General features: G+C 69.4%; 17 protein-coding genes. 12 read left to right on the top strand and 5 right to left on the bottom strand.

The window, feature by feature from the left end:
- Positions 1-5: 5 nt before the first annotated feature.
- Positions 6-689 (top strand): hypothetical protein, encoded by a 684-nt coding sequence (locus tag FLX08_RS08190; protein WP_142617609.1) that lies wholly within the window; start codon positions 6-8, stop codon positions 687-689.
- 153 nt (positions 690-842) lie between these two features.
- Positions 843-1,052, top strand: a complete 210-nt coding sequence (locus FLX08_RS08185) for a hypothetical protein (protein WP_142617608.1) — start codon at positions 843-845, stop codon at positions 1,050-1,052.
- Between the two features lie 35 nt (positions 1,053-1,087).
- On the opposite strand, the gene FLX08_RS08180 is transcribed toward FLX08_RS08185, so the two are convergent.
- On the bottom strand, positions 1,088-1,291 hold the full coding sequence (locus FLX08_RS08180; RefSeq protein ID WP_142617607.1) for a hypothetical protein: 204 nt from the start codon (positions 1,289-1,291) through the stop codon (positions 1,088-1,090).
- 42 nt (positions 1,292-1,333) lie between these two features.
- Between FLX08_RS08180 and FLX08_RS08175 the strand changes: the two genes are divergently transcribed.
- From FLX08_RS08175 to FLX08_RS08160, 4 genes are all read left to right on the top strand, one after another.
- Complete coding sequence (locus FLX08_RS08175) at positions 1,334-2,728, top strand: cellulose binding domain-containing protein (protein ID WP_142617606.1); 1,395 nt, start codon at positions 1,334-1,336, stop codon at positions 2,726-2,728.
- Positions 2,729-2,933: 205 nt separating this feature from the next.
- On the top strand, positions 2,934-3,791 hold the full coding sequence (locus FLX08_RS08170; RefSeq protein WP_142617605.1) for a universal stress protein: 858 nt from the start codon (positions 2,934-2,936) through the stop codon (positions 3,789-3,791).
- 125 nt (positions 3,792-3,916) lie between these two features.
- The gene (locus FLX08_RS08165; protein ID WP_142617604.1) at positions 3,917-4,402 is read left to right on the top strand and encodes a DUF6194 family protein; all 486 of its coding nucleotides are present in this window, start codon (positions 3,917-3,919) and stop codon (positions 4,400-4,402) included.
- A gap of 73 nt (positions 4,403-4,475) precedes the next feature.
- Positions 4,476-4,784, top strand: coding sequence for an MTH1187 family thiamine-binding protein (locus tag FLX08_RS08160; RefSeq protein ID WP_142617603.1), 309 nt, complete (start codon positions 4,476-4,478; stop codon positions 4,782-4,784).
- Here FLX08_RS08160 and FLX08_RS08155 read toward each other — a convergent pair whose 3' ends face one another.
- Together FLX08_RS08155 and FLX08_RS08150 are read right to left on the bottom strand one after the other, a co-directional pair.
- Positions 4,785-5,486, bottom strand: a complete 702-nt coding sequence (locus FLX08_RS08155) for an endonuclease V (RefSeq protein WP_142617602.1) — start codon at positions 5,484-5,486, stop codon at positions 4,785-4,787.
- An 88-nt stretch (positions 5,487-5,574) separates the two neighbouring features.
- The gene (locus tag FLX08_RS08150; RefSeq protein ID WP_167530317.1) at positions 5,575-8,391 is read right to left on the bottom strand and encodes an immunoglobulin-like domain-containing protein; all 2,817 of its coding nucleotides are present in this window, start codon (positions 8,389-8,391) and stop codon (positions 5,575-5,577) included.
- Between the two features lie 724 nt (positions 8,392-9,115).
- Between FLX08_RS08150 and FLX08_RS08145 the strand changes: the two genes are divergently transcribed.
- Positions 9,116-10,498 carry an alpha/beta hydrolase-fold protein gene (locus FLX08_RS08145; protein WP_142617600.1) on the top strand — a complete coding sequence of 461 codons (1,383 nt, stop codon included), beginning with the start codon at positions 9,116-9,118 and terminating at the stop codon, positions 10,496-10,498.
- 172 nt (positions 10,499-10,670) lie between these two features.
- Here the strand turns inward: FLX08_RS08145 and FLX08_RS08140 are convergent, their stop codons facing one another.
- A complete protein-coding gene (locus FLX08_RS08140) occupies positions 10,671-11,438 on the bottom strand; it encodes an IclR family transcriptional regulator (protein ID WP_142617599.1) in 768 nt (255 codons plus the stop codon).
- A gap of 263 nt (positions 11,439-11,701) precedes the next feature.
- Here FLX08_RS08140 and FLX08_RS08135 point away from each other — a divergent pair, with 263 nt between their 5' ends.
- The 5 genes from FLX08_RS08135 to FLX08_RS08115 all read left to right on the top strand — a co-directional run bounded on the left by FLX08_RS08135 (position 11,702) and on the right by FLX08_RS08115 (position 17,083).
- Positions 11,702-12,841 carry an ABC transporter substrate-binding protein gene (locus FLX08_RS08135; protein ID WP_167530315.1) on the top strand — a complete coding sequence of 380 codons (1,140 nt, stop codon included), beginning with the start codon at positions 11,702-11,704 and terminating at the stop codon, positions 12,839-12,841.
- 201 nt (positions 12,842-13,042) lie between these two features.
- Positions 13,043-13,855, top strand: a complete 813-nt coding sequence (locus FLX08_RS08130; protein ID WP_208761324.1) for a carbohydrate ABC transporter permease — start codon at positions 13,043-13,045, stop codon at positions 13,853-13,855.
- The gene (locus FLX08_RS08125) at positions 13,855-14,685 is read left to right on the top strand and encodes a carbohydrate ABC transporter permease (protein WP_142617596.1); all 831 of its coding nucleotides are present in this window, start codon (positions 13,855-13,857) and stop codon (positions 14,683-14,685) included. The genes FLX08_RS08130 and FLX08_RS08125 overlap by 1 nt, the downstream gene beginning before the upstream one ends.
- An 8-nt stretch (positions 14,686-14,693) precedes the next feature.
- Positions 14,694-15,875, top strand: a complete 1,182-nt coding sequence (locus FLX08_RS08120; RefSeq protein WP_142617595.1) for a mandelate racemase/muconate lactonizing enzyme family protein — start codon at positions 14,694-14,696, stop codon at positions 15,873-15,875.
- On the top strand, positions 15,872-17,083 hold the full coding sequence (locus FLX08_RS08115; protein WP_142617594.1) for a fumarylacetoacetate hydrolase family protein: 1,212 nt from the start codon (positions 15,872-15,874) through the stop codon (positions 17,081-17,083). Before FLX08_RS08120 ends, FLX08_RS08115 begins: the two co-directional genes overlap by 4 nt.
- On the opposite strand, the gene FLX08_RS08110 is transcribed toward FLX08_RS08115, so the two are convergent.
- Positions 17,049-18,311, bottom strand: a complete 1,263-nt coding sequence (locus tag FLX08_RS08110) for an MFS transporter (protein WP_142617593.1) — start codon at positions 18,309-18,311, stop codon at positions 17,049-17,051. The two genes, FLX08_RS08115 and FLX08_RS08110, sit on opposite strands and share 35 nt — an antisense overlap.
- Positions 18,312-18,490: the final 179 nt, after the last annotated feature.

Genomic DNA, 18,490 nt, shown 5'->3' with positions numbered 1-18,490 from the left:
CTGCCGTGGCTCATACGCGGATAAGTCTCGACAAAGCGCTCGAACTCGCCCGCACTGGCGACCTCTGGGTGTTCCGCGGACGCAGTGCACCTGACCGCGCCATCCAGGTCACCACCAACAGTCCGGTCAACCACGTCGGCATGGCCGTCGTCATCGAGGACCTGCCGCCGCTCATGTGGCACGCCGAGCTCGGCCGGTCGCTGCCCGACATGTGGTCGGGCACGCATCAGCGCGGCGTCCAGTTGCACGACATGCGCGACGCGGTCTGCGTCTGGGCGGCCAGGTATGGCCAGCGCGCCTGGCTGCGGCAGCTTGAGCCCTCCGCCACCAGGGAGATGGAGGACGCCGTCCTGCGGACGATCGCGCGGCTGGACGGCACGTCGTTCCCGTCCACCGCCCGTCTGGCGGGGCGCTGGCTGCGCGGGCGGCTGCCCTCGCCGCGCCGCGCGGCGCGGAACGGCGCGACCGAGGGCACGCGGAACGGCGCGATCGATCGTGCGCTGGAGACGGCCTACTGCGCCGAGGTCGTCGCCGTGACGTACGAGGCGATGGGCCTGCTGCCCGCCGGCCGCCGCCCCAACTGGTATGACCCGGGGAGGTTCTGGAGCGGTGACAACCTGGCGCTCGGCGGGGGTCACCGGCTGGGCGGGGAGATCGCGGTCGACGTCCCCGGCGGCGAGTCGCCCTGACCGGTCATCGGCGAAACCGGTCACATCTACTGGCCGGTACGCAGTTGTTTCGAAGTTTTTCTCACAGCGGTCAACCTGGGGCCGTCGAGGCGCGTCAGGTGTAGGCACCGTTCGTCCAGACCCGGAGGGCAGAGCCCCATGCCTACTCCTGAGATGAGACGCGAGGATCTCGCCGGAACCACCGATCGGGAGCGGCAGGCGCGTCTCGCACTCGACGCCCTACGCCGCCAGGGTCCAGAGGCGGTGCAGGAGGAGACGCTCCGCATGAAGTCCGAGCTGTTCCGGTTGTACGGCTGGGAGGGGTACCAGCGGGTCATCGCCAAGATGGAGAGCGACCTGGCGCGGCTGCACGAGTCGCGCTGAGAGCCGCGGCGGCGGTCACCGGGCGGACACCCCGGTCAGGCGTCGCCCTCGAACGGCAACGTTCGCAGGGCGGGCCCCCGGACGTCGTGGCCGCGGTCGCGCACCTCGGCGTGCACCTGTGCCGCGTGCACGTCTCCGGTTCGGCGCGCCGATGAAAGGTACAGGCACTCGCCGAGGATCGCCCAGCTCACCGGGACGACCCGCGAGCGCGCCTTGACCGGGCCGCCGCCCCGCGCCACGATCTGCGCGTTCCACGCCCGACCGTAAGCGCAGGGAGCCCGATGAACGGCCGCCCGATTTCCGTCCGACGCCGCATCTGGGCGGCCGCCGTCGCCGCGGTGCTGCTCACCGCCTGGCCCGCCGCGACACCCGCCGGCGCGGTCGACGACCCGCCCGCTCCGGTGACCGGCAGCGCCACCTACTTCGACGCCCTCGGCTCGCCGTACGGCGGTTGCGGGCTGCCGCAGTCGGAGCTGGACTCGCAGGACTTCGTCGCGCTCAACGTGTACGACACGCCCGGCGACTACTCCTTCTACCCCCGGCCGCTCACCGGCGCGAACGCGTCCAAGGCCGGGCTGTGGAACAACGGCCTCAACTGCGGCCGGTATGTGCAGGTGACGATTTCCGACTACTGCACCGGCGTCAACGACGGCGCGCCCGGCCAGGCGTTCTGCCGCAACGGCTCGTGGGTCTCCGACGCGTACAACGGCGCGACGCTCACCATGCTCGTCGCGGACAGCTGCGGCGACTCCAACGGCTGGTGCCGTGACGACCGCTATCACCTGGACCTGTCGAAGCCGTCGCTCAACAAGTTCGCCAAAAACGGGGCGCCGGTCGGGGACATGTACCCGAACCACTGGAACAACCGCCACGTGACCTGGTCGTTCGTCCCGGCGCCCGGCTACAGCGGCGACATCAGGATCGGGTTCATGAAGGGCGCGCAGGCGTGGTGGCCCGCGATCGCCGTCTCCCACCTGCCCAACGGCATCCACGGGGTGGAGTACTACGCCGACGGCGCCTGGAAGCCGGCCCAGATGAACTCCGACATGGGCCAGTCGTACATCATCGGCGGCGTCACCCAGGGCTCGACGCAGTTCCAGATCCGGGTGCGCGACGTGTCCGACGCGCTGATCAACGGCGGCCGGGTCTACAGCTTCGTCCTGCCCGCGTCCTGCGGATCGCAGTGCGGCGCGGACTACACCGCGGCGAGCTACACCACGACCACGCCCAGCGGCTCACCGTCACCGTCACCGTCGCCGTCCGCTTCGCCCTCCCCCTCCCCCTCCCCTTCGCCCTCGCCGTCCGCCTCGCCGTCGGCGTCTCCTTCCGCGTCCCCCTCTCCGTCGCCCAGCCCCAGCCCGTCACCGTCGGCGAAGCCGGGGACCTGCCAGGTGACCTACCAGGTGGCCAGCTCCTGGCAGGACGGGTTCACGGCGAACGTCACCGTCAAGAACACCGGCACGACGGCCTGGCAGAACTGGACGGTCACCTGGGACATGCCGTCCGGAGTGAGCCTCGTCAACGGCTGGAGCGCGACCGTGACCGCCGGCGGCACCCGCTGGACGGCCAAGGCGCCCTCGTGGGCGGCGAACCTCGCGCCCGGCGCGTCGACGAGCTTCGGCTTCCAGGCGTCCGGCCCCTCCTCGCCGGGGGCGAGCGGGTTCACCTGCTCCTGACCTCTGCTCCTGAGTCTCTGCTCCCCACTCCCGTTCCCGGCCTCCGGCCGGCTCGCGCGCCCCGTCACCGCGCGAGCCGGCCGCTTCATGCCCGCCCACGAACCCCGATGCGGGGAGGAGAAAGGTCCCGCCGGGCAGGGACCAGCGGCCCTGCCCCGGACGAGGCGCGGGCGGTCGGATAGAGGCAGGAGCAGAAGGAGGAGTCATGGCCGAACCCGTCATCGTCGGCACCGACGGCTCGCGCCCCGCGGCCGCCGCGGTGGAATGGGCCGCGGGCGACGCGGCACGCAAGGGCCTGCCGCTGCGGATCGTCCACGCGGTGGACCGCCTGCCGTACGAGATCGCGCGCTATCCCATCCCCATCGAGGACCAGCTCGACCGGGCCGGCCGGCGAATCCTGGAGGAGGCCGGACAGGCCGTGCGCGAGACCCACCCGGCCGTACGCGTGACCACCGCCATGATCGAGGGCGACCCGTCGCGGGTGCTGCGCCAGGAGGCCGGGAACGCGGCGGAGATCGTGATCGGCAGCAGGGGCCACGGCGGGTTCACCGGCATGCTGCTCGGGTCGGTCGGCATGCACGTCGCCGGTCAGGTCGACGTCCCCGTCGTCGTGGTGCGGGCCGGGGTGTCGGCGCCCCACGGGCTGGTCGTCGTCGGCGTCGACGGCTCGGGCGAAGCCGCCGCCGCCCTGACCTACGCGTTCGAGGAAGCGCGGCTGCGCGACTGCCGCCTGCTGGCCTTGTACGCCTGGCAGCTTCCCGTGCACCCCTTCGCTCCGGAGATCGCCTACGACGTCGACGAGGTGCGCAAGGCCCAGGAGGACTACGCGGCGGGCGCCCTGCGGGCCCACCGGGACCGGTATCCCGACGTCACCGCCGAGATGCGGGCCGTCTGCGGGCATCCGGTCACCGCGCTGGCGGAGGCGGGGGAGAAGGCCGACCTGCTCGTCGTGGGGTCGCGCGGGCGCGGCGCCGTCGGAGCGGCGGTGCTCGGCTCGGTGAGCAGGTCGGTCCTGCACCACGCGCGCTGCCCCGTCGCCGTGGTGCGGGCTCCCCGGAGCTGAGCGCGGAGGTTCCACTCCCGAGTTGAGGGTTGATGTACGGTCGTCAGCGGATTTCCCGGGAAAGTCTCACAAAGGACTTGAATGAGAAACTTGAAGGAGGAAATCCAGCGAGAAAAGGACCTCGTGTGACCGAGAACGACGTCATCGAATTCGTGACCGGCCTGCGGGGTGTCGTCGCCTTCACCGCCGCGGAGGACAACGGCGCCCCGCAGGCGGCTTGGGGAGACACCTTCTTCCACTACGACCCCGACGACCAGCCGGCCAACCGGAAGATGCCCTTCGCCACCGTCGTCGTGAAGGACTACGAGGGGTTCGACACCGCCTCCGACCTGAACCGGCCCGGCGTCTTCCGGGTCAACGTCGCGGTCGGCCGCGCCGTGTTCGAGGAACTGCTCGGTTATCCGCCGGCCGCCCACGCCGACCACCAGGAGGCGCTGGACTACCGCGTGCCCGACCGGATCCTGCCGCACCCCCTGTACGCCGCCCAGTCGTGGATCTGCGTGCTCAACCCCGGCGACGGCACCGCCGAGCAGGTGCGTGCTCTCCTCACCGGCGCGCACGCCCGCGCGGCCGCCCGTCACAGGAGGGGTGAGCGCACCGCCCGGGCGTGATCCACCCGGCCCCCGCCGCCGCCGGGCGGCGGGTGTTAGCGTGGCCCGGGGATGCGATCTTCGAGGAGGTTCCATGTCGGTTCTCGTCGCGTTCAGCGTCACGCCGATCGGCGCCGGTGAGGACGTGGGCGAGATGGTGGCGGAGGCGGTGCGCGTGGTCCGCGCGTCCGGGCTGCCCAACCGCACCGACGCCATGTTCACCACGGTCGAGGGCGAGACGTGGGACGAGGTGCTCGCCGTCGTCAAGGACGCGGTCGCCGCCGTGGAGGCCCGCTGCTCCCGTGTCAGCCTGGTGCTCAAGGCCGACGCCCGTGCCGGGGAGGGCAGGCTCGACGCCAAGGTCGCCACCGTCGAACGCCACCTGGCCGAAGGCGCCTCCTGATCACTGCCGGGGGCGTGGACCACCGGAGGCGGCCAGAGCGGCCTTCAACGCCGAACGGGACAGGCGGTCGGCGGCGCGCGTCGTCTCGGGGAGCCGGTGACGCGGGGTGAGGGCCAGCACGTCGTGGCAGGCGGTCTCCAGGTCGACCCGGTGCCCGACGGAGACGAAGACCGGCTTCACGCCGTCCTGGGTGCGCAACACCCGGCCGACCACCTGGCCGTCCAGAAGCAGTTCGCTCCACGAGCCGCGCTCCCGGCCGGGCGGCTCGAAGGAGCCGACGAAGGCGGTCTTGCCGACGCCGATCGTGGGCAGGCCGGTGAGCACCCCGAGGTGGCAGGCGAGGCCGAACCGCCGGGGATGCGCCAGGCCGTACCCGTCGCAGACGATCAGGTCGGGGGTGACGGTGAGCCGCTCCAGCGCCTCGACGAGGCTGGGCAGTTCGCGGAAGGCGAGCAGACCGGGCACGTAGCCGAAGGCCGGCCGTCCCGGCACCGTCACCTGCTCGACCACGTCCAGGCTCGTCCCGTCGAGCACCACGACCGCGGCGGCCAGCAGGTCGTCGGCGTAGGCCACGTCCACCCCCGCCACCAGGGCAGGGTCGCGGGGACCCGGGCCGGTCAGGTCCAGCCGGGGCCGCAGGGCGTCCTGGATCGCCTCCGCCTCCTCCGCCGAGGCCGGAGCGGCGATGGAACAGACCTTCATGCGGGAACGATAGACGCCGTGGTCGCCGGCCCGCACAGGCCGCTCGTGGCGGGCCGGCGAGACGAGGTCGCCGGCCCGCCACTTGCCGCTATCGCACCGTCAACTTCTGGTAGTCGGCGGCGTGCGGCTGGTAGGCCGGGTTGCCGGAGTAGGCCACGTGGACCGGGTAGACCCCGCGCTGCAGATCGGCGGTCCGCAGTGTGACGACGGCCTTGCCGTCCGCCAGTGGCACGACCTGCACGGTGCCGCCGAAGGTGACGGTGACCTCGCCGGTCGGGGTCGGAGCGTTCTTCTTCTGCCCGCCCGCCGGCCCGACGGTCACGTCCAGCGTGAACGTGTTCCCGCGGACAACCGACGCCGGCGCGGTTTTCGCCTTGACCTTGACGGCGTTCGGGCCGGACGGCACCTGGAACGACGCCGTGCTTTCCGATGCCTTCAGGTAGTCGAAGCCGAGGTACTCGGCCTTGACCGTGCGGGCACCCGCGGGCAGGTCCGCCGGCAGCGTGACCGTGGCCGTGCCGTCCTCCAGGTGGGCGAGCTTCGACCACGAGCCGACGCTGAACCGCACCTGACCGCCCGTCTCGAACCCGTCGCCCGCCTTGACCGTGGCGGTGGCCGTGGTCGTCTGGGCCCCGGTCGCGTACGGCTCGACGGCCACCTCGGCGGTGGTCGTGACGTCGCTGTTCGGGATCCCGCGGATGTCGTTCCACTCGCGGAGGGTGATCGGAATCACGGTGCCGTGCCGCGGACGGGCGACGCCCGCGTTGGTCATCGTGATCGCCTTGGCGTTCCAGGTCGGGGCCTCGATGTTCTCGTGGCACGCGGCCTGGTATCCGCCGCCGTTCGTGTACCGGTCACCCCAGAGGTAGAACTGGCCGGGGCAGGAGGTGTCGCCGGGGTTGGCCTTGAAGATGATCGGCCCCTCGTATCCCTGGTTGGCGACCCACGTCGTGCGCCCCAGCGCCGGAGCGACCAACGTCCAGTGGTCGATGTCGCTGTCCAGGAAATCGGTGTGCTTCTCCGAGAAGATGTCCGAACCCTGGTTGCCGGCCTCGTTCTTCGTCACGCGGTAGTAGTGGTCACCGACTCGTATGGCGGTCGTGTCGATCCGTGACAGCGGGGCCGGGTTCTGCCAGACCTGCGGTTCCGAGAACGTCTGGAAGTCGCGCGTCGTGGTGTACCACATCTGCGCGTTCCCCTGACCGGTGCGGTTCACCGGGTCGTTCCACAGCGACTGTGCCCAGAAGACGGCGTAGGCGCCGATCTCGTCGACCCACAGCGACTCGGGTGCGAAGGCGTTGCCCGCGTTGTCGGGCGCGATCTTCACGTGTCGCTGGGGAGTCCAGTGCACGAGGTCGTGCGATTCGAACACCTCGATGTACTGGGTGTCGTTGATGGCGTATCCGCCCTGGTCGTACCAGTTCAGGTCAGTGGCGATCATGTAGAACGTGTCGCCGTCGGGCGAGCGGACGATGTGGGGGTCACGAAGGCCCTGGTCGCCCAGCTGCGAGATGAGCGACGGCCGGCCTCCGGTCAGACCGGTCCAGTCCAGGGCGGTGTTCCCGTTGGACGTCGCGAACATGATCTGTTCGCCGTCGGCGATCCCCTCGCCCTTGAAGTACCCCATGAAGTACCGCTCGTACTCCTCGGAACGGGGCATGGCGGTGATGGTCACCGGGAACGACTTCGTCTTCGAGGCCGAGCCCTTGGTGATGGTCGCCGTCAGGACGGCGTTGACGTCCGCACGGCCGAAGGCGGGGCGGGTCACCTTACCCGTCGGGGTGACGAGGTCGGTGGTCGACTTCCAGGTGACCGCCGAGCCGAACTCGCCGGTGGCGGGGAGGTCGATGTTTCCCCGCACGTGGTCGGTGGCGTGCAGAGTCAGGTCGAACGTGTCACGGTCGACCGCCTGTGCGTCGTCGAACTCGGCCTTCACCACGACGGGAATCTCCCGTGTGGTGACCTCTTGGGCGCCCTTGCGGACAGTCGCCGTGAGCGTGGCCGTCGCGTCGGGCCGTCCCTGCGCGGGCCGGGTGATCTTGCCGATCACCGCGACCTTGCGTGCGCTGGGGAGGGCCGGCGGGGTGCGGACCTCGACGACCGACGGGTCCGAACTCGTCCACGTGATGGCCGAGCCCGCCACGGAGCCCACCTTGGGCAGAACGATGTCGCGTACGATCGCGCTGGTCAGACCGAGGTCGATGGCCTCGGCGTCGGCGCGCACGCCATCGGAGACGGTCCTTTTCGCCAGGGCGAGCGTCTCGTCGAGGCTCACTGCCCGGTCGTAGACCCGGAAGTCCCGGATCGTTCCGCGGAACGAGTAGTGGCCCGACGTCTGCGAGCGAGCGAGGAAGTTGCAGTTGGTCCCGGCGGCGTTCAGCGACGGCGGCGTGGTCAGGTTCGCCGACGTCGCGTGCAGCACGCCGTCAAGGTAGAGCCTGCCGGTCCAGCTCGTACCGTTCGCGTTCAGCGACTGGGTGTAGGTGACGTGCGTCCACGCTCGCTCGGGCATGCGGACCCGATTCTGCTGGAGGTTCGCCGAACCCACCGCGATGCGGAACCGCTGGGTGTTCGACGCGAAGATGGAGCCCTGGGCGCCGGTGTCGGCGTCGCACGAGCCGGACTTCGCGCCGAAGCTCCACATCTGGTGCTCGCCGACGTTCGCCGGGTCGATCCACACGTCATAGTCGACGGTGAGGTTCGACATGCCGGCGGTGATGTCGTCCGGCAGAGCCACGTACGCACCGTCGAGTGCGCTCTCGTAAGAGTCGGGGTTGAACCTGACTCCATCGCCGGTCAAGGTCGCCTTTTCCGGATGCACGAGTGTGGCGTTCGCCGCCGGGCCCGCGCTACCCGAGTTGACCAGCGTCGTCCCACCGGTCTCGTCGAGGGCGAAGTGGTGCACCAGACCCTCGTCGAGCTGCTCCTCGGCAGCGTGGGAAGGCGTCGCCGCGAGCGAGACCGAGAGAAGCGCACCCAGCGCCAGGCCCGCGACACCTCTGCCTGCGCGACCCAGCCTGCGACGCGATCTTTGTTGTCGCGATCTCAATCGATTCTCCTTGATCCAGTCGCCGTGGACACGTGAGGCACCCTGTCCGGGCCTTGAACGCAGACCATAACCTCCGAAGGCAGCGAAAGATAGCGTTAACATAAGCAAACTTTGTGGGTCAACCGATGAAAGTCGCGCTGGACTGGGATAAAGGTCTCGCCCCAGGTGGGCCGCGGCGCCGTGTCGCAGTTGGCGCAGATCGAGGACCCGCGTGCTGATCGAGCAGGATGCGGACGGTCCTCGCCGAATTCATTGCATATGTTGCAACGCATGGAACGTCATATGCAATTTGCTCTTGACATCGTTGATCAGCCACATACGATCACGGCAGCGGTCAGGTCCGATTCGTTACGTCTGACCACATTTCACTCTTCGGAGGGAGAGCAACGTGCCCGTCGCCTGTCCCCATCGTCCACCGAGGATCCAACGAGGTAGAAGGCTGAGGTCGCTCCTGGCCGGCCTGACGGTCGCCGCAGCGGTGGCCGGGGTGGGGGTGCCGGCCACTCCGGCCTCGGCGGCACCGGCGAAGCCGCTGGGTCCGGCGCTGGTCAAAACCGACGCACCCCCGACCGGGTACGCGGTGACGTTCCGATACCAGGCGCCCGCCGGTGTCGACAGCGTACAAATCTACGGCGACTGGTTCTTCGCTCAGCCCGACAACGTCGGCGACAACCGCCCGCCGTCGCAGTGGCAGCCGGGCGACACCGCGGCCACTCCCTGGCGCATCCTGCCCATGCAGCTCGGCGCCGACGGGATATGGGAGATCACGGTCCCGTTACCCGCCGGAACGTTCCGCTACGCCTTCACCCACGACTGCACCAATGTGGAGGCCACCGGCTGCGCGCTGCACGACGACCCGGCCAACCGGTGGGAAGTGCAGCCCCAGTATCCGAGCGCGCCGGGCGCGGTGCGCAGCACGATCTACGTACCGGGCAGCGAGAAGTTCCCCACCTACGACAACGGCTATCAGGCGCCGGTCAAAGCCGACCAGGCCGGGAAACTGGAGTCGCGGCGGTATCCGTCGCCGCTGTCGACCAACCCCGCCGGGGTGCATGACATCGTCGTCTACACGCCGCACGGTTACGACCCGAACCGGGCGACGCCCTACCCCACGCTGTATCTGAGCCACGGCGCCGGGGACAGCTCGATCGCCTGGACGATGCAGGGCGTGGCCCACCACATCGTGGAGAACGCCATCAAGGACGGCGTGGTGCAGCCGATGGTGGTCGTGTCCACCGACTTCAACGGCCTGCCCGGTGGCAACCAGGGGTACGCCGACGAGCTGCGCAACAACGTCATCCCGTTCGTGGAGCAGAACTACCACGTCTCGACCCGGCCGGAGGACCGCGCGTTCGGCGGGTTCTCCGCGGGCGGGAGCCGTGCGTTCACCATCATGTACGACAACACCGACCTGTTCGCCTACGACGCCGCCTGGAGCATCGGCGGGCCGGCCGCCTCGCAGGCGCAGATCGACCGCCTGAAGACGGTGCCCGGCGGCCTCCTCTTCGGCACCGGACGGCAGGACGGCACCAGCGCCCAGAGCCTGCACACCCGCGCCGAGGCGCTGCGGTCCGCCGGCGTCGAGATCAAGGAGTACTACGTCGACGGCATGCACACCTGGCATGTCTGGCGTCCGATGCTCGACTTCTATCTGCGTAACGTGGCGTTCCGCACCACCACGACGGGCCTGGACGTCACCGCCACGCCCGCCGGGAACTCCCACAACGTCAGGCTCACGGCGACCGCCGCGGTGGGCACCGTGACCGCCAACGTCGCCTCCCCGACCGGCAAGGCCGAGTTCTACGCCGGTGACACCCACCTCGGATCCGCACCGGTCAAGAACGGTGTGGCCACCTTCCGCAAGGCGGTCGACCGCGCGCTTCTCGACGGCCCCGTCGTCGCCCGCTACCCGGGCGACAAACTGTTCAACGCATCACAGAGCACGCAGGTGACCGTCGACTGATCTGGTTCCTCCCGCCAACCCGGCAGGGCCTTGCCGTGGCGCCTCTCACCTGCGGGGGCGCCACGGCAAGGTCGCCGGACCATCTGAGCATGCGGCCTGGGGAGGTCCTGGAGAGAAGTCGGCGTGTCAGGCCAACGCCGACGGCACTTCGAAGTGCTCCACAGGCCGCGGCTCAGCTCGCCGGCGGCGGCTCCGGCGTGTATCCGGCCTCTTCTGAGATCAGCGTCGCGGTCTCCAGCACCAGCGGAAGTTTCTCCTTCAACTGGTCCAAGGTCTCGATCACCTCGATCGCGGTGACGGAGACGGCGGCGACGACCTTGCCCCGTGAATCCCTGACCGGTGCGGCCACGCACATGACGTAGGCGTCGTGCTCGCCGTTGTCGACAGACCAGCCCTGCTCGCGGACCTGGGCGAGTTCGGCTTCGAAGGAGTCGCGATCAGTGATGGTCGTGCCGGTGTGCCGCTCGAAGGTAACGTGTGCGAGCAGGCGATCGCGGTCCTCTCTGGGGAGGTAGGCGAGGATCGCCTTTCCGACGGCGCTCGCATAGAGTGACACGGCCCGGCCGATCCGAGACGGCAGCTTCACCGCGTCGAACGCGGGGCTGTCGACCTTGTCGATATAAATGATCTCGTCGCCGGTCAGCTGCGCCAGGTGGACGGTATGGCCCGTCTGCCGCTGGAGCCGGCGCAGGTGCGCGGACGCGAGCTGGCGCAGGTCCATCGAACTGAGCGCGAGCTCGGACAGTTCGATGAGCCCGCTTCCGAACACGTAGGTCCCCGCTCCTGTCTTGCGTACGAACCGTGCGGCCTCGAGCGCTTGCAAGATCCGCAAAGCCGTGGACTTGTGGACGCCCAGCACGTCCGAGGCCTCAGTGAGCGTCAGCGGATGCTCCGCCGCCACCCGGATCAGGTTGATCGCACGCTGGATGGATTGTGCCACTCCTGCCCTCCCTGCGTTGCACTATGCGCAATGTAGAGCATAGAGCACGCAACCGGGCACTTCTTGACAGCGTTGCACATGTCGCTACGATCGTTGCAGAAAACGGCGTTTCGGGGGGAACGAACGGTTGAAAACGGGAGTAACTAATGGAGCATCATCGCGTTCGCCGTAGCCTGGCTGTGGCGACCAGTCTCATCTGTACGGCCGTCGCCTTCCTGAGTGGTTGCGGCTCTGACAGTGAATCCGGAAGCGGATCCGGCGGCGTGACCACGCTGACCTTCGCCGCCTCGACGTTCGGCGACCCCGGCCGCGGGCCGCTGCTCACGAAGTGGCTCGATGACTTCAACAAGAGCCAGAGCACGATCAAGGTGTCCGCCGCGGCAGTGCCGTACCCGACCTTCGGCCAGACCGTCCTGACCCAGATGGGCAGCGGGCAGGGGCCCGACCTGATCCGCTTCGACATGCCCGAGTTCGAGGCCGCCTCGGACGCCGGCCTCATCGCGCCGCTCGACGACCTGATCGACGTCGGCAAGTATGACCTGCTCAAGCAGCCGGACCAGTTCATGGTCCACGACGGCAGGCGGGACGGGATCATCTTCGAGGCGTCGAACTACGCGATGTTCTACAACGCCGACCTGATCCCGAAACCGCCGACGACCTACGAGGAGTTCGCCAAGACGGCGCGATCGCTGACCAAGGGCGACGTTTACGGCCTGGCGTTCCGTCAGACGGAGGCCGAGGAGGCCGGCGTCTGGCAGGACATCTTCAACTACGTCTACGGCTTCGGCGGCAAGTGGTCGGACGGCAAGAACCTGACCATCAACTCGCCCGAGAACCTCAAGGGCCTGCAGGCGTACAAGGACCTGTACGACGCGAAGGTGATCCCCCGGGGCGCGGACGCGGCGACGTTCCGCCGCATGTTCGCCGAGGGCAAGGTCGGCATGGAGCTCAACAACGGCGGTTACGTGACCGCGACCCGCGGCCAGAACCCCGACCTGAACTTCAGCGTCGCGCCCATCCCGTTCCCGGTCCGCAGCCAGGGTGCGATCCTCGCGCCCATCGTCATCAACGAGGCGAGTCCGGCGAAGGAGGCGGCGGCCACCTTCATCCGCTGGGCGCTCGAGCCGGCCAACCAGGTGAAGCTGCAGGAGATCCTCGGCGCGAGCAGCGTGGCGACGGTCACCCAGCGAAGCGCCGAAAAGCTCAAGGAGACGCCGTTCCTCAAGGTGTTCGACGACCTCACCGAATCGAGCCTGCCTCAGATCGTCCTGGGATTCGAGGCGAAGACGCCGGACATCCGCAAGATCGTCGTGCAGAACGTCATCGCGGCGCTTCAGGGCACGGTCGACCTCAAGACCGCGCTGGACCGCGCCCAGGAGCAGGCGACCCAACTGGTGGGTTGATCGGACGAGACCGCCGGCGCGAGTGCGCCTCGCGCCGGCGGCGTCCTACTCGTACAAGGACCGAACACGATGACTGTGCCGAAACAACAGCGGACCTCAGGGTCTCGAACCGAGACCCGGCGTCGAGGCAGCCCACGGGGAAGCAAATGGACGCCCTACCTTTTCCTGGCGCCCGCCGCCATCTTCATCCTCGTCTTCCAGGTGGTCCCGCTCGTTCAGGAGATCTTCCTGAGCTTCACGCGGACGTCGCTGCTGAATCCCACGCACAGCACCTGGGTGGGGTTGGACAACTTCACCCGCATCTTCGGTGACGAGGACTTCCGCCGCACCCTTCTCACCACCTTCATCTATGTGATCGTGTGTGTCGTCGGCGCGGTGGGATCCGGGCTCGCCGTCGCCCTGCTTCTCAACAAAGGGTTCCGCGGCAGGGGGTGGGCGCGCGCGCTGGTGACCATTCCGTGGGCGGCGCCCGGCATCGCGGTCGCGCTCATCGCGACGTGGATGCTCAACCCGGACTACGGGATCGTGAACCGCTTCCTGGACGCGGTCGGCCTCGGCGTCCCGGGCGGCGCCATCCTCGACAGCCCGACGTACGCCCTTCCGGCGATCCTCGTCACGACCATCTGGCAGCTGTTCCCGTTCACCTCGGTGGTGCTGCTGTCCGCGCTGCAGTCCGTGCCCCCGGACCTGACCGAGGCCGCGACGGTGGACGGCGCGGGGCGGTGGTGGACCTTCCGCGCCGTCACCTGGCAGGTCATCAAGCCCACCATCGGACTGCTCGCCATCCTCATGACCATCTGGTCGCTGCGGCGGTTCGAGCTCATCTGGCTGATGACCAAGGGGGGACCGGTCGGCGCGACGGAGACGCTCGTCATCGACCTCTACTCACAGGCCTTCGACTCCAAGCAACTCGGTTCCGCGGCGGCGATCGGCATGGTCGGCGTGATCGTGTCGCTCATCGTCGTCGCCGGCAGCCGGTTCGTCGCCCGCGCCGCCGAAAGGGAGGCCCGCTGATGAGGCCGCTTCGCATCGGTCTGACTCTGCGCATCCTCGGCGTCCTCGTCGTGCTCGGCGTCGCCGTCTTCCCCCTGTACTGGATGATCGTCACGGCGCTGTCGAGCAACTCGGATCTCTTCGCCGCGAAGGCTCGGCTCGTCCCCGACTTCTCCCACTTCGGGGTCTTCATCGACGCGCTGGCCGAAGGCAAGGCGCTGGGCTGGCTGCGTAACAGCCTGGTGATCGCCGCCGGCACGACAGCCCTCTCGATCGCGCTCGGCATTCCGCTCGGCTACGCGCTCTCGCGGTTCTCGTTCTGGGGCAAGGCCGTCGTGACCGTGCTTCTGCTGTTCACGCAGATGCTTCCCGAGGCGCTCATGGTCGTGCCGCTGTTCTCGCTCTTCCGGCGGTTCGGCCTGCTCGACTCCCTGGGCGGCCTCATCCTGGTCAACTCCGCCTTCGTCCTGCCGATCGTCGCCCTCATTCTCAAGGGTGCGATCGACGGCATACCGCGCGCGCTGGAGGAGTCCGCGCGTGTCGACGGAGCACGGCCGCTCACCGTTCTGACGCGCATCAACGTGCCGCTGATCGCGCCGTCCATCGCGGCCACCGCGGTCATCGCGTTCTTCCACGCCTGGAACGAGTACGTGTTCGCCGTGACATTCATCTTCACCCCCGGGAAGCAGCCGGCCTCGGTGGGGATCGCGAACTTCATCGGCGAACTGGGCACGCCGATCCAGACGGTGATGGCGGTCGCCTTCATGTTCACGCTGCCCGCCGTCGTCTTCTACCTGTTCGCGCAGAGGCATGTGGTGGCCGGCATGACCGCCGGCGCCGTGAAGGGGTAAACGGGAGCATGAAGATCACCTCGGTCGACACCCTCGTCGTCGACTTCTACCGCACCAATCTCGTGATCGTCCGCGTCGCCACCGACGAGGGGATCGTCGGACTCGGCGAAGCGACGCTGGAGGGCAAGGAGCGCGCCGTCCAGGGGGCCGTCGCCGAAGTCGCCGAAGCCGTGGTGGGGCTCGATCCCACCCGTATCTCCGGCATCCTGTACGAGCTGGCGAGAGACTGGTACTGGCGAGGCGGCCCTGTCATCATGACCGCGCTGAGCTCGCTCGAAATGGCGCTGTGGGACATCTCGGCACGGGAGCTCGGTGTCCCGGTCTCCCGGCTTCTCGGCGGCGCCACCCGGGATCGCGTGCGCGCCTACGCCAACGGCTGGTTCTCGGGAGCCGTCACGCCGGAGGATTACGCGGCCGCCGCGAGGAGGACCGTCGACAGCGGCTTCCGCGGTCTCAAGTGGGATCCCTTCGAGAATTTCGACCTGACGATCACATCCCGGCAGCTGGACCGCGTGCTCGCGCAGATCGACGCCGTCCGCTCCGCGGTCGGGCGCGACGTCGAGCTGTTCATCGAGGGCCATGGCCGGTTCGACGTCCGCCACGCCATCAAGGTCGCACGCGAGATCGCGCAGTTCGACCCGGTGTGGTTCGAGGAGCCGTGCCCCCCGGACAACCTCGACGCCCTCGTCGACATCCGCCGGGCGTCTCCGGTGCCCATCGCCGCCGGAGAGCGCTGGTTCGGCCGGCAGGGTTTCGCGCCGGCGATCGCCCGCCAGGCGGTCGACTTCGTCCAGCCGGACGTGACGCACGCCGGCGGCATCGCCGAGCTGGCCTTCATCTCGACGCTCGCCGCGACCAGCTACGTCGGGTTCGCCCCGCACAATCCCAGCGGGCCGCTGAGCACCGCGGCGACGCTGCAACTCGGGGCGACCCTGCCCAACTTCCGATACCTGGAGATCATGGCGACCGACGTGCCATGGCGCCCGGAGATCACCAACGAACGACTCGTGCTCACGAAGGAGGGCGACGTCATCATCCCGACAGGGATCGGGCTCGGCATCGAACTCGATCTCGAGGCGATCGCGCGGCACCCCTTCACACCCCACCCACTGCGGATGTTCCAGGACGCCGTCTTCGACATCCGGCCCTCGGACGAGCGGTCCTTCTTCAACCTGGGAGACGACGTATGAGCCGGGCATCGTCCGAGACGTACCCCGCCGAGGCCGACTGGTTCGGCACGGCCGCCGACGCGCTGCCGGACGACGCCGAGGAGAGCATCCTGATCGGCCGGATCTGGGATCCCGGCGTCGAAGGGCCGTCACCCGTCGTCGTCCGCGACGGCGACGTCCTCGACATCAGCGCCGAGTTCCCGACCATCCGCGACGTCTGTGAACTGCCGGACCCCGCCGCAGTGGTGTCCGGGCTCGACGGCCGGCGGGTCGGCAGTTTCGAGGACGTGCTCGCCAACACCGGCGCCGCGGACCGGGACCGCACCCGCCCCTGGCTGCTCACACCGGTCGACCTCCAGGCGCTCAAGGCCGCCGGGGTGACCTTCGCCGTCTCGATGATCGAGCGCATCATCGAAGAACGGGCCCGCGGCGACCTGCTGCTCGCGGCGGACATCCGCCGGCGGATCCTCGCCGGCCTCGGAGCCGACCTGCACGGCCTGTCACCGGGCTCGGAGGAGGCGACGCGGCTGAAGGACCTTCTCGTCGCCGAGGGCATCTGGAGTCAGTACCTGGAGGTCGGGATCGGACCGGATGCCGAGATCTTCACCAAGGGTCAGATCCTCTCCGCCATGGGAACCGCGGTCCCCGTCGGCGTACTCGCCGCCTCGACCTGGAACAACCCGGAGCCCGAAGTGGCGCTCATCGTCCAGTCGAGCGGCCGGATCGTGGGGGCGACCCTCGGCAACGACGTGAACCTCCGGGATGTGGAGGGCCGATCCGCGCTGCTGTTGCCAAGGGCGAAGGACAACAACGCGTCGTGTGCGCTGGGGCCGTTGATCCGGCTCTTCGACGAGCGGTTCGACCTGGAACGGGTACGCGGCCTCGTGGTGGGCCTGGACATCCAAGGCGTGGACGGCTTCCGCCTTGAGACCGTATCGGAGATGGCGCGGATGTCACGTGATCCGGAAGCGCTGGTGCGGCAGATGATCGGCCCGCATCATCACTATCCCGACGGCGCGGTCCTCATGCTCGGCACCATGTTCGCGCCCATCCAGGACCGCGACCGCCCCGGCGAGGGGTTCACGCACAAGGTCGGCGACATCGTCAGGATCAGCTCCGGCGCGCTCGGCACCCTGGTGAACCGCGTGCGGCACGCCGAGGAGTGCGAACCCTGGAACTTCGGAGTCCGCGATCTCATGGGGAATCTCGTGAAGAGAGGACTCCTGTGATCGGCGGCCGCGTGGCATCGTGATCGGCGGACCGCCGCGCCCGCAGCAGCGGGACGGCGGTCGCGAGCGCCGCGACGGTGGCGACTGCCGCGGGTGCGACGCCGCCCAGCTCGGCCAGCCGCTCCGCGGGCCCCTCCAGGAGGCCCGCCACACCGTCGGCCACGCTGGTGAGGACGACCAGCACGGCGCCCGTCCGTCCGAGCAGCCGGCGGGGTGTGACGGTCTGCCGATGACTGAGCAGGGCGACGGAGGCGACCAGGCTTCCGGTCCTCGGGACCACCGCCCCGAGGACGTACCAGACCCACCCGGGCCCGGTGCCGGACAGGGCGAGCAGCAGGGTGAACGGCCCGGTAACGATCAGCGCCCACCAGGCCAGACGGAAGGTCCCGAGCCTGCGGTGCAGCAGCAGGGCCACCAGCGCCCCGAGGACGGGCGGGACGTACGCGGGCGCGCTCATCAGCCACCAGGCGGGCCCGCTGCCGGCCCCGTTCAGGCCGCGGAACGCCGTCTCCCACGCCTCGCCCGCCGCCGCGGCGGTGATCTCGGCGACCAGGGCCGACAGCACCAGATAGAACGCGATCGCCCGCAGCGCCGGATGCCGGGCCGTGAAACGGATCCCCTCCGCCGTCTCCCGCCGCAGCCCTGCCCTGGGCGGCGGCGGCTCCTCGACGGTGGAGACGCCCCGGAACAGCGCCGCCGCGACGGCGAGCGCCAGCCCGGTCGCGAACAGGAACGCGGGCCCCTGCCAGACGGCCCCCGTCAGCTTCATCGGCACGACGACGATCTGCGGCAGCAGGGCAAGCAGCAGGACGTTCGCCGGAAGCAGGCGCTCGGGCCGCACGACGGACGGCAGGCACGCGTCCCGGGCGAGTCCCGTCACCATCGCCAGGACGCCGCTCGCCGGCATCACCGCGAGGAGGAGCGGCCAGGTGGGTGCGCCGAGAGCCCCCGCCGCCGGGACGGACGCGAGGGCCGCCGCTCCCAGCAGCGCCGACAGCACCAGGACGGACCGGGGTCGCGTCCGGTCGATCAGCACTCCCAGCGGCAGCGCCAGCACGAGGATCGCGACCGGCTCCACGGTCTGGTCGGACATGATGAGGAGCTTCGACGTGAGGCTCCCGTCAGCGTTCCACAGTGCCGGTTCGGCCAGCGGGAAGCAGACGCAGACGACGGCGGCGGCGAGCGCGAAGAGCGCGAATCGCCCTCGTGACGGGCTGGGAGAGGCCATCCGGCGATCTTCGCGGCGCCCGCCCTGTCCGTGCAAACCCCACCCTGTCCGTGCAAACCCCACCCTGTCCGTGCAAACCCCACCCTGTCCGCGCAGACCGCGCCCGCCCGGTCCACATACGCCGCACAAGCCGCATAACCATGCAAAACGTGCGGTGCTGCCGCGTCGGTAGCCCCGTG

Source organism: Microbispora hainanensis (genome assembly GCF_006874475.1).
Lineage (GTDB): Bacteria > Actinomycetota > Actinomycetes > Streptosporangiales > Streptosporangiaceae > Microbispora > Microbispora hainanensis.
The sequence above is the reverse complement of the archived record's forward strand: the minus strand, read 5'-3'. Positions and strand labels throughout refer to the sequence as shown.